This window comes from Pseudoalteromonas sp. Scap06, assembly GCF_013394165.1.
In the GTDB taxonomy this organism is placed as follows: Bacteria; Pseudomonadota; Gammaproteobacteria; order Enterobacterales; family Alteromonadaceae; genus Pseudoalteromonas.
In genome coordinates this window covers 528647-541293 of the sequence record NZ_CP041331.1, presented here as the reverse complement: position 1 = coordinate 541293, position 12647 = coordinate 528647, and the positions used below count along the sequence as shown (strand labels likewise).

The 12647-nt window shown below is 39.1% G+C and carries 9 protein-coding genes; 8 read left to right on the top strand and 1 reads right to left on the bottom strand.

Annotation, left to right across the window (positions count from 1 at the left end; genetic code table 11):
* Positions 1-17 precede the first annotated feature (17 nt).
* From FLM47_RS17865 to FLM47_RS17855, 3 genes are all read left to right on the top strand, one after another.
* Complete coding sequence (locus tag FLM47_RS17865) at positions 18-446, top strand: Lrp/AsnC family transcriptional regulator (RefSeq protein ID WP_138608036.1); 429 nt, start codon at positions 18-20, stop codon at positions 444-446.
* A gap of 254 nt (positions 447-700) precedes the next feature.
* Complete coding sequence (locus FLM47_RS17860; protein WP_178957174.1) at positions 701-1078, top strand: hypothetical protein; 378 nt, start codon at positions 701-703, stop codon at positions 1076-1078.
* A 133-nt stretch (positions 1079-1211) separates the two neighbouring features.
* Positions 1212-2237, top strand: a complete 1026-nt coding sequence (locus FLM47_RS17855; protein ID WP_178957173.1) for a GGDEF domain-containing protein — start codon at positions 1212-1214, stop codon at positions 2235-2237.
* A gap of 1 nt (position 2238) precedes the next feature.
* Here FLM47_RS17855 and FLM47_RS17850 read toward each other — a convergent pair whose 3' ends face one another.
* Positions 2239-3162: a hypothetical protein gene (locus tag FLM47_RS17850; protein ID WP_178957172.1), complete on the bottom strand. Its 924-nt coding sequence runs from the start codon at positions 3160-3162 to the stop codon at positions 2239-2241.
* Positions 3163-3535: 373 nt separating this feature from the next.
* Here FLM47_RS17850 and FLM47_RS17845 point away from each other — a divergent pair, with 373 nt between their 5' ends.
* Genes FLM47_RS17845 through FLM47_RS17825 form a run of 5 tightly spaced genes read left to right on the top strand, consistent with a single transcriptional unit; the run spans position 3536 to position 12633 of the window.
* Entirely contained in the window at positions 3536-3838 is a 303-nt protein-coding gene (locus FLM47_RS17845; protein ID WP_178957171.1) for an isoamylase early set domain-containing protein, read from the top strand.
* 9 nt (positions 3839-3847) lie between these two features.
* Positions 3848-5842, top strand: a complete 1995-nt coding sequence (gene malQ / locus FLM47_RS17840) for a 4-alpha-glucanotransferase (RefSeq protein WP_178957170.1) — start codon at positions 3848-3850, stop codon at positions 5840-5842.
* The gene (glgB, locus tag FLM47_RS17835) at positions 5843-8065 is read left to right on the top strand and encodes a 1,4-alpha-glucan branching protein GlgB (protein WP_178957169.1); all 2223 of its coding nucleotides are present in this window, start codon (positions 5843-5845) and stop codon (positions 8063-8065) included.
* Entirely contained in the window at positions 8058-10121 is a 2064-nt protein-coding gene (gene glgX, locus FLM47_RS17830) for a glycogen debranching protein GlgX (protein ID WP_178957168.1), read from the top strand. Before glgB ends, glgX begins: the two co-directional genes overlap by 8 nt.
* Complete coding sequence (locus FLM47_RS17825) at positions 10114-12633, top strand: glycogen/starch/alpha-glucan phosphorylase (RefSeq protein WP_178957167.1); 2520 nt, start codon at positions 10114-10116, stop codon at positions 12631-12633. The genes glgX and FLM47_RS17825 overlap by 8 nt, the downstream gene beginning before the upstream one ends.
* Positions 12634-12647 lie beyond the last annotated feature (14 nt).

Genomic DNA, 12647 nt, shown 5'->3' with positions numbered 1-12647 from the left:
CGAAACTTATTAGCATTATGATAACTCCCCAAGATGAAAAGTTACTATCAGTATTAAAAATGAACGCTCGAGCGAGTATTTCTGATCTAGCTCGGCATTTAAATTTATCACGCTCAACAGTGCAAAGCCGTATGCTCAAGTTGGAGCAAAGTGGGGTAATTAAAGGGTATAGCGTTGACTTTGGTGATGATTTTTTAAATAGCTTGGTTTCTGCGCACGTCTCTATAAAGGTTATGCAGAAGCTAACGACAAAAACCAACGTAGAGTTAAAGCAAATAGATGCTATATCTCAGTTGTATGCAATTAGTGGTGAGTTTGATTTAATTGCCATTGTTGAGGCTCAAAACCTTGAGCAGTTGAGCCATTTACTTGACGATATAGGTAATCTCGATGGCGTAGAGCGTACTCGTTCATCGGTTATTTTAGAAACTAAATTTAAGCGTTAATTTGATTGTTTATCACCATTCAGTGAGTATTAATTATTTGCATTTAAGCCTACTTAATTGTAATCTTCTTATTATTAGGAACAAGGATTGTTTTTACCAAATCAATAGGCTCTTCGCCTCTTCGTTTGCCACAATCCCCAAGTATTGAATAAACCTGATAAATATACTTATTACATGTATAAACCTTAGTTTTTTTTACTATGTAAAACAGGGTGTTTTGGAAAAACTGCTCAAACACATTACAAGGAAATGTTATGAAATACACAACACTAGTTGCTGCAGCCTTATTAATAATAGGTGGCTCATATTTAAGTGCGAAGGCCACTTTATTTGACTCAAGCGATAATATAACGGTTGAAACTTACAGCGATATATTTTTCAAACTAGAATCCTCTCCCATCAATATTGATGAGATTATTACTGGTGCGAGTCAGTTTGCCAATAGCTTATGTGATGAAAGTATTTATCAAGAAGTCATTGGAGAGTCAGTAAACTCATGCAAGCAAAAATTCAAACAATCACAAGCGCAGTGTGCTGACTTTATTACAAAAAATAGTGAGGTTATGTACACTGATAAAGTGGCTATAACGCTGGTATCTGAAAAATTTATAAATTGCATGACTAATAGTTAGGTTTCCTTTATTTAAGATTAGTAATAAAAATCTCCCTGAGCTGGCAGGCATTAATAAAACCTAGCATATTCCACGGCGTGGTCTATGCTGAATTTTATTAGTTGTTAACGCCCAGTTTGCTTTAGGGAGTACAATGCAAGAAAATTTACTCAATTCAGTCATCAAAATAACTAAAAATAGAGATGTAGATTCTCTTGAATACAGTTTGATATCGACCATCCAAGAGTTTATTGGCTGTAAAGAAGTCTCAGTTTACAAAGATGTAGAAGTTCAGGGCCAGCTTACTATTGAGCAAAGTCTTTGTTTAAAAATTACTGGTGAAAAACAATTTGAGTGGCAACAACGACAAATTGTTACACACCCTGAGGATGAACTTCTATCTTGCTTACGTTCTGCTTGCATTATCACTGTGCAATCAACAGATGGCATTGAGCGCCGTTGGTTACCTATTACCCGCCAAGAAAAAACAGTTGCCGCAATTTCAGTGGTTTCAAACAGCCTAGATAGTCCATCTCAAGTGATGTTGAATGCTTTTTGTCGTATTTTTGAAAACTATTTAGTCATTCTTCATGAAAATGAAAGAGATAAATTAACAGGTCTATTAAATAGACAAACCTTTGAGAAAAAAATAAAGCAACTGATTGAAAAACAAGTATTGAAAGTACACAGTTTATCCCGGGGTGAGGGTAAAAGGCTGCAAAAATACGCATCTACATCTTGGTTGGCTATTTTAGACATTGATCACTTTAAAAATATAAACGACAAGTATGGTCATATCTGTGGCGATGAAGTGCTACTGATATTAGCGCAAAATATGCGTCATTTTTTTCGTTCAACCGATTTGATTTTTCGCTTTGGTGGAGAAGAATTTGTGATTGTTTTTGAGCCTACCGAGGCAGACTCTATAAGTAATAAAATGGCAGAATTTTTACAGCTCGTCAGAAATACATCGTTTCCTTTTATTGGAAATATGACGGTCAGTGCTGGTTTAGCACGTATTAGCCCTTATGATTTTCCAATCACTGTAATAGAGAACGCTGATAAAGCACTATATTACGCTAAAAATAATGGCCGAGATAAATTTTGTATCTACGAAGATTTAATTGCTGAACAGCTAATCAAAGTACAAGAAAATGATTCAGAAATAGATTTATTTTAACTTACTTAGCTTGAGTATGACTTCGTTTGACTTTAACTTTAGTAACTTGGTCGAGCTTTAAAAAATAAACATTACCGCCAATGCCTTTAAATTCCTCATCGGTAAAGGCAATTGTATTGTTATCATAAAACGTGATCGCTTCTTTTTGGGTCACAATGCCGAGATCAATTTTAGACACATCGCCAGAGAAAAATTTATCCCCTTTGAAATCTTCAAACAGCCAAATACTGGTTGAATCTAGTAGTGCAAGTTTTTTTCTATTTGGACTGAGCGCCGCTGAGGTGATCCAGCATAACTTTTCCATAGTGGTGCAGGTTCTAAATGAGTCTATTAGCTGGGCGTCAAAATTTGCTGCATGGTCGCCTACCTTGTAAACATTGGTAATACCATCAAAGGGCTCTGTGCGATTTTTAGTAAATAAATATAAATGCCGACCAAAAGCCACAAAAGCTTCTAAGTCGTAGTTACGTTGCTCTGGCTTTATTGGGCTGCCGTCTAATTCCGGGTAGGTAAACTTAATTATCTCGGCTTCGGTGGTATTTGTTTTGATATCAATGGGGTTTTCTATTTTATAAATGGTTAGCCATTTACGTTCATTTTTATTATTGCCAAAGTCCCCTAAGAAAAAATGACCAAATTTATTTTGCGTCATGTCCTCCCAGTCAATATTTTTTGCATTGCTCACCAAAATTTCTTTAGCGATAGAACCATCATCATTGAGTCTATAAAGCTTAGGTTCGTCACCGCTGTCATTAATAGCCCATAGACGTTTATATTTATCAAATTCTATACCTGAAATTTCTTTTAACTTTGGATCTACAGAGACAAGCTTTTTACTATATAGTGTATAAATTGAACTACCCACAACAGCGATGATGGTTAGAAAAACAATAACAGAGGTAATAAAAATGCTTTTTTTAATCATAGTCTTTAAATATTCATCGCATTGGCTAGGTGGATAATTATTATCGCTGATGATGCCGCTAAGCTAAAGGTTTTTAACCATAATGCGGTAATAAAAATGATTATGAGTGTATTGTTTTAAAAGTTATTTAATTGAGTGTAGTTGGTTTAAAAATTGCTCGGTAAAGGAGCTTACCTAAAAACCTGTTTAAATGGTTAAAAACTGCACCAACCTAGTGCGATAAAATAAATAACGCACTGTAATAATGCGTAAATAAAGTTTTGTTTAACTTTAAGCTTGTTTTTATGTGAATGAATGGATTCCACATCGCCTATTTAAGCTGTTTGGCCTGTGGCAAAGATTAATAACCCTTATGGTTTAGTTGGAGCCTATTATGTTGAATAAACGCTTTTTTAAGACAAAAAACGAAGCAGAAGTTACGTTTGAATTTTCTCATCCTGATGCTGAAGATGTCTGTTTGCTTGGGGAGTTTAATGATTGGCAGCCAGTGCCAATGAAATTAAATAAAAAATTGGGTGTGTTTAAATGTAAACAGCGTTTGCCTGTTGATAAAGAGTTTCACTTCCGTTACTTGATTAATGGTAAGCAGTGGGACAACGACCATCAGGCTGATGGCTATCAGGCCAATAATTTTGGTTCAGAAAATAGTATAGTAAATACTCAACGCATTAATTAAGGTTGGTGAATGGACGCACTATCGCAATCATTTTATTTGCATGGAATAGGCTATGAGTACACTAAATATTCTGGTGAACACGTTATTTTTAGTGAACAAACGCGCAAGTTAGCCTTGCAGTGCTGTGGCGTTGACACCAGTGATGCAACACAAATAGCTCAGTTAAATTATCAATTAGATGCGGCCACTTGGTTAACGCTTGCACCGGCTGTTAGCTTAGTAAAACAGCCTAGCAATGTGCTTAAAGTACGTATTAAAGAAGCCGACGCGCACCATAAAATTACGCTTAATATACCTGCATTAAATATAAAACTACAATTTGAGCAAATAGCTGACTATGCGCCATTAGGCGAGTATTTTTTTAAGGACTGCCGTTATATTGAAATAGCGTTACCACTTACCCATTTACCTACGGGTTATTATGATGCTTTGCTGAGTATGGGAGCGCAATCGGCAACTACACAAATTTGGTCTATCCCTAAACAAGTTTATCAAATTGCCGATAGTAAACGCCTTGGCTTATCAATTCAGTTATATACATTAAAAAACCAAGCCGGAATGGGAATTGGTGATTTTAATGATTTACTTGAATTAACCACGTTATGTGCAAAACAAAAAATGGATTATATTTTACTTAATCCTCTGCACTTATTATTTGCAGATAACCCAGAGTGCGCCAGTCCCTATAACCCCAGTAACCGCGCGTTACTCAATCCATTGTATATAGCAATTAACTTATCGCCCGATAGTATTAACAACCCCACTTTAGATGATTACTTATCCTCTTGTTGTTTAACGTCGCATAGCGAGCAAGATATAACCTTTATTAATTATAAAACGGTTACTGAGCAGAAATATAATGCCTTTAAACTGCTTTATGCGCACTTTCAACAGCAGGGCAATCAAGCAAGGCAAGATGAATTTACTGCATTTTGTAAACAGCACCGTGATGTACTTGCTATGCTAGAAACTACGCAGCCGACATTCGACCATTACCTGCAATGGCAGGCACACAGCCAACTCGCACGATGCCAACAACATTGTATCGACCAAGGAATGGCGATTGGTTTGATTAACGACTTAGCAGTTGGCTGTGCCAAAGAGGGCAGTGAATTTAAAAACCAGCAAGCGTTGTTTAGCCAAAATGCGACTGTGGGAGCTCCACCAGATCCTTGGGCTGAAAGTGGCCAAAATTGGGGTTTGCCAGCAATAAATCCTCAGCGCCTTGCTGACAATAACTATTACTTTTACCGCTCACTTATACGCGCCAATATGAATGCTGTGGGTGGATTACGTATTGATCATGTGATGGCAATTAGACGTTTATGGTGGTGCTTTAACAATAATAACAGCCAAGATGGTTGCTATGTTTACTATCCATTCGAGCACTTGTTAGCTATTTTGAAAATTGAATCACACCTTAATCAGGCTGTCGTGATAGGCGAAGATTTAGGTGTTGTGCCACCTGAAGTAAAAGAAGCGCTGGTGAGCAGTGGAATTTTTTCAAACAGTTTATTTTATTTCGAAAAACAACAAAATGATGAATTTGTTAATCGTGATGATCTTAGCGAACAATGCCTGCTGATGATTGCCAATCATGACGTACCGCCATTTGTTGGCTGGTGGCAGCATAGTGATTTGAATCTCAAACAACAGTATCAATTGATTGATGCCGTTGAACATCAGCAGCTCGTGCAGCAACGGCAACAAGAACAACAGCGGCTACTTGGTTTTATTAATACACACGACACACATTCTGATATGTCATTAAACACTGATGCTTTTGCGATTTATAGCGCGCTGGCTTTGTGTTTAGCAAAGTCACCATCGCGATTATTTGCCCTACAGATTGATGACTTAGACAAACAATGCTACCCAGTTAACATTCCGGGTACAGATAAAGAGTATCCCAATTGGAGACGGGTGTTAACACATACGTGCGAGGATATTTTTACTGATAATGCATCACTTTTGACTGCAATACATTCAATGAGGAATGGGTAAATGGGCAGTATAAAAAATATGAAATCAGCGCCTTTGGCTGATTATGACGCACAAGTTACTGCGCTCGCAGCAGGACGCTTTAAAGACCCGTTTAGCTTTTTAGGAGCGCATAGTACACAAAGCGGCATAGAAATTCGAGTGTATTTGCCAGCAGCACTGCAGGTTGAATTGTTAATTGGTGATCAAACAATTACTGCATTGCGCTATAAACAAAGTGATTTATTTATAGCTGAGCTATCAAGTATGCCAAGCAGTATTTACCAATGCCAAGTTAGTTATGAAAGCAATAATATTACCTTTTACGATGAATACAGCTTCAGTAGTACGCTTGATGAGCAAGCGATGTACCTGTTTAACGAAGGGAGTCTTGAGCATGCCTATGCGCACTTAGGCGCGCAATTTATGACTCAACAGGGCGTAGACGGTGTTCGTTTTTGTGTATGGGCACCAAACGCTGCCAGTGTTTCAGTGATTGGCGAATTTAACTTTTGGCAGGCCAATCGTCACTTCATGCGGTTTCATCCTGCCAGTGGAGTATGGGAGTTATTTATCCCGGGGCTGTGCGCCGAGATGTGTTACAAATTTGCTATCACCACACTCAGTGGTGAAGTTTTAGATAAAGCCGATCCATTTGCCTTTAAAATGCAGCAAGCGCCAGGTACAGCAAGCATTTTACAATACAAACCCACCTCTATTACGCTTAGTGAACAAGCGATCAAAAATAGGCAAAAGCGTAATCATATTGATGCCGCTATTAGTATTTATGAAGTGCACTTAGGTTCTTGGCAACGCGCTGAACATAATCGTTATTTAAACTACGGCGAGCTGGCAGATAAGCTTGTAAGTTACGTGACTGATATGGGGTTTACTCACTTACAACTTATGCCTATTAGTGAATACCCGTTTGATGGCTCATGGGGGTATCAGCCGGTAGGCTTGTTTGCACCAACAAGTCGTTTTGGTGATTACAACAGCTTTAAATACTTAGTTGAGCAATGCCATAAAGCCAATATCGGTATTTTACTCGATTGGGTGCCGGGGCACTTTCCAAGCGATCCTCATGGGTTACATTGTTTTGATGGCACCCATTTATATGAACATGCTGATATGCGTCAAGGGTTTCACCCTGATTGGAATACCTATATTTATAATTACGATCGCCCTGAAGTTAAAAGCTTTTTAATATCGAATGCGATGTATTGGCTTAGTCAATTTGGTATTGATGGACTGCGAGTGGATGCAGTGGCATCTATGTTGTATCTTGATTACAGCCGAAAAGAAGGGCAATGGGTAGCTAATTGTTACGGCGGCAGAGAAAACTTAGGGGCAATTGAGTGCCTTAAACAAGTAAACATGCGCAGTTATAAGAATAATCCCGGTATTATGATGGTGGCTGAGGAGTCAACGGCGTGGCCCGGAGTAACGCAAAGCGTTGAGCATAATGGTTTGGGCTTTGGTTACAAATGGAATATGGGCTGGATGAATGACAGTTTGCATTACATGCAGCAAGACTCACTATTTAGGAAATACCATCATCATAAAATGACATTTTCTATGGTGTATGCTTTTAGTGAAAATTACATTTTACCACTGAGTCATGATGAAGTCGTTCACGGCAAAGGTTCACTACTAAACAAAATGCCTGGTGACGATTGGCAACAGTTTGCTAATTTACGGGCATATTATGCGTTTATGTGGGCGCATCCAGGAAAAAAACTTCTGTTTATGGGCGCCGAAATAGCACAGCGAAAAGAGTGGGATCATGATCATTCAATAGATTGGCACTTGCTTGAGCATCAAAGTCACCAAGGTATTCAAGATACGGTTAAACGCCTTAATCATGTGTACCAAGCCCATCCAGCACTTTATGAGCTTGATAGCTGTGCTACTGGTTTTTCATGGATAGATAATGATAACAGTCAGCAAAGTATATTTAGCTTTATTCGTTATGCTAAAAGTGCTGACGATTTTATGGTTATTGTCGCTAATTTTACCCCTACTGCTTATCAACATTTTATTTTAGGCGTGCCTGCTAAAGGCAGTTATAAGGTGAAATTAAATACTGATGAGTCATGTTTTTTTGGCTCCGGTATTAATGTCACTGATGAGCCAAGCCAACTAATACATTCAATTAATCAACCAAATCATGGCTTTGATCACAGTATTACATTGCACATGGGTGGCTTAACCACGGTCTACTTACAAAAGGTGAATGATGAGTAATTGCTTTGAGGTTACCCATGGTGCACCTTTGCCTCTAGGCTCGACTGTACAAAGCAACGGTGTCAACTTTGCCTTATACGCCCCTAATGCAAGCCAAGCATTTGTTTGTTTATTTGATAAAAGTGGCCATACAGAAATATTAAAAATAGCTATGAATATTAACGAAGGCGGAGTGTGGAGTATTCACGTTGCACCACTGAGCGCTGGCGCATTATATGGCTTTAGGGTTGATGGTGAGTATAACCATGAAAAAGGTATGTTATTTAATGAACATAAATTACTGATTGACCCGTATGCAAAAGACTTGTTTAACGAGTTTACTTGGAGCGAGCGCCATTACGGGCAAATGCCGATAGGCACTAAAAGCGTGGTTAATAATGCAATAGATATCCCTAAATCTAAAGTGACTACATCTGTTTCATATATCAATAAAAAGCCTGATCACAGCTGGGCTAATACGGTTATTTATGAATGCCATGTAAAGGGCGCTACCTGTCGTCATCCAGGTATTCCAAAAGCACAGCAAGGTACGTTTTTAGGCTTAAGCCATCCGTGTTTTATTGAGCATCTAAAAAGTTTAGGGGTGACAGCTATTGAGCTTTTGCCTGTACATGCGTTTATAAGTGAACAGTTTTTAATTACTAAAGGGCTACAAAATTACTGGGGCTACAATAGCATCAATTTTTTTACCCCCCATAAAGACTATTTGGTTAATGACGATATAAACGAATTTAAACAGATGGTCAGCGAATTACATCGCGCCAATATTGAAGTTATTTTAGATGTTGTATACAACCATACTGCCGAGGGGGGCAGTGATGGACCGATATTGTCTTTACGTGGCTTCGATAACCTTACTTATTATCGCACTATTACTGGGCAACCTAATGTATACATAAATGATACCGGCTGTGGTAACACCTTAAATATTGACCATCCAAAAACTTTGCAACTGGTTCTTGATAGCTTGCGGTATTGGGTGGAAGTTATGGGAGTGGATGGTTTTCGATTTGACTTAGCAACCATTTTAGGGCGTTCAAGTACCGGCTTTAGTGCTTCTCACACGTTTTTACAGGCCGTTGCACAAGATCCTATATTAAATAAAGTAAAACTGATCAGTGAGCCGTGGGATATAGGCCCTGGTGGGTATCAGTTAGGTGCTTTTCCTGCTCCTTGGCGTGAGTGGAACGATCAATACCGTGATGTGATTAAACGTTTTTGGCAAAGCGAAAAAGGCATTATTAGTGATGTTGCCAAGCGTTTACATGGCTCCTTTGATATTTTTGAACACAGTAATCGTGGCCCGCTTAATAGTATTAATTTTATTACCAGTCATGATGGTTTTACCCTTGCCGATTTAGTCAGTTATGAGCACAAACATAACCAAGCAAATGGTGAAAACAATCAAGATGGCCACAGCGCTAATTATTCGTTTAATTGCGGAGTTGAGGGATTTAGTAGCGATCCTGAAATAATGGGCTTGCGCCTACAACAACAAAAAAACTTTTTACTTACCTTACTGCTCTCTAAAGGGGTGCCAATGATAGCCTCAGGCAGTGAAATGGCCCACTCCCAAGGCGGTAATAATAACGCTTATTGCCAGAATAATCGTACCAGCTGGCTTGCATGGAAAGACTCACAGCTAAACCATTGCTTAATTCAGTTTATAGATGATGCGTTAAAAATTAGGCGCGGTCACAGCGCGTTCAAACACAGTGTATTTTTAGATGATATAGATGAACGTTTCACCGTTAAGTGGTTTACCGAGCAAGGTAAAGAAATGGATGAAACACATTGGCATGAAGATACGCGACAATTTTTAATGTATAGCTTGCTTGATAAGCAAAATAAGCATGGGTTATTAATTATTTTAAACGCCAGTAAACAGCCTGTGCTCTGCCAATTACCACAATCTCCCATTATCAGGCCTTGGACGTTAGTGTTATCAAGCGTAAATAACGCATCATCTGTTGTTGAAGAAGATGCAACCGTGAATATTTCAGCACAAAGTAGTTGGGTTTTTAGTGCCAATTTAGAAGGCGATGATTATGACTAAGCAAGACAAGCAAGTGTGTGTGGTAAAAAGCTGGCAAGAAGGCCCGTTGATTGATGAAAGTACCTTAAGTGATGATTTAACTCGCCACTTTTATTACACCTTAGGGCGTGATGTGGTGGGAGAGTCGCAGTTGTATTTGTATCATGCATTGGCGCTGACGATAAGAGATAGACTCGTTGCGCGTTGCAGAGACACTAATAAGCAAATTAAACAACATAAACGCCGTAAAACAGCATATTTATCGCTAGAATTTTTAATGGGTAGAGCACTGGGTAATGCGGTACTCAACCTTGATTTAGAAGCGCAGGTAAGTACAGCACTGCAAGCTTACTGTACTGAGTTGGAAAATGTAGAACAAGCAGAGCATGATGCCGGCTTAGGTAATGGTGGCTTAGGGCGTCTAGCTGCATGTTTTTTAGATAGTTGCGCGAGTTTAGCGCTGCCTGTAGTGGGGTATGGAATTCGCTATGAATACGGCATGTTTAATCAATCAATAAAAGAAGGTAACCAGGTTGAGCAACCGGATAACTGGCTTCGCGAAGGGCATCCTTGGGAATTGAGTGCACCAGAGCAAGCTAAACGGGTTAAGTTCTCGGGTTATGTACAAAGTTATACCGATAAATTTGGCCGTGAACATCGCCAGTGGGTGAGCTCCCAAGATGTGTTAGCGGTTCCTTATGATGTCCCCATTCCGGGCTATAAAAATAATATTGTTAATACCCTCAGGCTTTGGAAGTCTGAAGCGACCGATGAATTTAATTTAGCCGAATTTAATGCCGGTAGCTATTCAGAAGCGGTAGCACAAAAGAATCTTGCAGAGCAAATAACCATGGTGTTGTACCCTAACGACAGCAGTGAAAATGGTAAAGAATTGCGATTACGCCAGCAATACTTTTTATCATCGGCAAGCATTCAAGATGTACTCAGCCAGTGGATTGAACAATATGGGGATGATTTTACTGACTTTGCTCAGCATCATGTTTTTCAGCTTAACGACACTCATCCTAGTATTGCCGTGGCAGAGCTGATGCGAATTTTAGTTGACGACCATGAACTCGACTGGGATCAGGCATGGAACATCACAACCAAAACCATGGCTTATACAAATCACACTTTATTGCCGGAGGCATTAGAAAAATGGTCAGTGGCATTATTTGCTAAATTATTACCACGTATTTTAGAAATTATTTTTGAAATTAATGCCCGTTTCTTAGCAGAGGTTGCAAGGCATTGGCCGGGTGATGTGCAAAAGCAACGAGACTTATCATTAATTGAAGAGGGCGAAGAGCCGCAAATTCGCATGGCTTTTTTAGCCATTGTTGGTAGTTATTCAGTCAATGGCGTAGCCGCACTGCATACCCAGTTATTAACTGCGGGTTTGTTTAAAGATTTTTACTCATTATGGCCTGAAAAGTTTAATAACAAAACCAATGGGGTGACACCAAGGCGTTGGCTTGCTTATTGTAATCCGGGTCTGAGCCATATTATTAGCGAGAAAATAGGAAAAGACTGGGTAGGCGACTTTGCAAAAATTAGCCAATTACGTCGTTTTTATGATGATCCTCAATTGCACGTAACATGGCAGCAGGCAAAACGGCAAAACAAGCAGCGTTTAGTCGATTTAGTAAAGCAAAAGTGTGGCGTTGAGTTTGACGTAAATATGCTATTTGATGTGCAGGTAAAGCGTATTCATGAATATAAGCGCCAGTTACTCAATGTGCTACATGTTATTCATTTATACGACCGCATTCGTCGTGGCGATACACAAGGCATGGTACCTCGGTGTGTATTACTCGGAGGTAAAGCCGCACCTGGTTATATGATGGCGAAGAAAATTATTAAACTGATTAATAATGTTGCTGAGGTGATCAACAAAGACCCTGAAGTATCGATGTTTTTAAGAGTTGCCTTTTTACCAAATTACAATGTGACCGCCATGGAAACTATATGTCCTGCAACAGATTTGTCGGAGCAAGTTTCTACAGCAGGTAAAGAAGCATCCGGTACCGGCAACATGAAGTTTATGATGAATGGTGCGCTCACAATAGGCACGTTAGATGGCGCGAATATTGAAATCCGCGATGCAGTAGGAGCTGAAAACTTCTTCTTATTTGGCGCACAAGCCGAGCATATTGACGAAATTAAAGCGCATTATAATCCCAGTGAAATTATTGCGAATAATCCAGATCTAAATAACGTGATGCATCTCCTCGAAAGTGGTCATTTTAATCTATTTGAACCAGGCTTATTTGATGATGTGATTAACTGCATTAAAAGCAAAGACGATGCGTGGCTAACTGCACATGACTTTGCCAGTTACATTTCAGCGCAGCGTGAAGTGGATAAAGCGTACGCTGATCAAACCTACTGGACTCAAATGAGTATTTTAAATACCGCGGCCAGTGGCTTATTTTCTAGTGACAGAACGATTGGTCAATATTGTGATGACATATGGCATTTAACCCCACTAGATACTACACACCAAATAGTTAAAACGAACACTGACAGCTGACACTAAACGGAGAG

Excerpts from the sequence above, each read along its gene's own strand:
- FLM47_RS17850 (WP_178957172.1), bottom strand. The coding sequence starts at position 3,162 with ATGATTAAAAAAAGCATTTTTATTACCTCTGTTATTGTTTTTCTAACC.
- FLM47_RS17825 (WP_178957167.1), top strand. The coding sequence starts at position 10,114 with ATGACTAAGCAAGACAAGCAAGTGTGTGTGGTAAAAAGCTGGCAAGAA.
- FLM47_RS17845 (WP_178957171.1), top strand. The coding sequence starts at position 3,536 with ATGTTGAATAAACGCTTTTTTAAGACAAAAAACGAAGCAGAAGTTACG.
- FLM47_RS17860 (WP_178957174.1), top strand. The coding sequence starts at position 701 with ATGAAATACACAACACTAGTTGCTGCAGCCTTATTAATAATAGGTGGC.
- FLM47_RS17855 (WP_178957173.1), top strand. The coding sequence starts at position 1,212 with ATGCAAGAAAATTTACTCAATTCAGTCATCAAAATAACTAAAAATAGA.
- malQ (WP_178957170.1), top strand. The coding sequence starts at position 3,848 with ATGGACGCACTATCGCAATCATTTTATTTGCATGGAATAGGCTATGAG.
- FLM47_RS17865 (WP_138608036.1), top strand. The coding sequence starts at position 18 with ATGATAACTCCCCAAGATGAAAAGTTACTATCAGTATTAAAAATGAAC.
- glgX (WP_178957168.1), top strand. The coding sequence starts at position 8,058 with ATGAGTAATTGCTTTGAGGTTACCCATGGTGCACCTTTGCCTCTAGGC.
- glgB (WP_178957169.1), top strand. The coding sequence starts at position 5,843 with ATGGGCAGTATAAAAAATATGAAATCAGCGCCTTTGGCTGATTATGAC.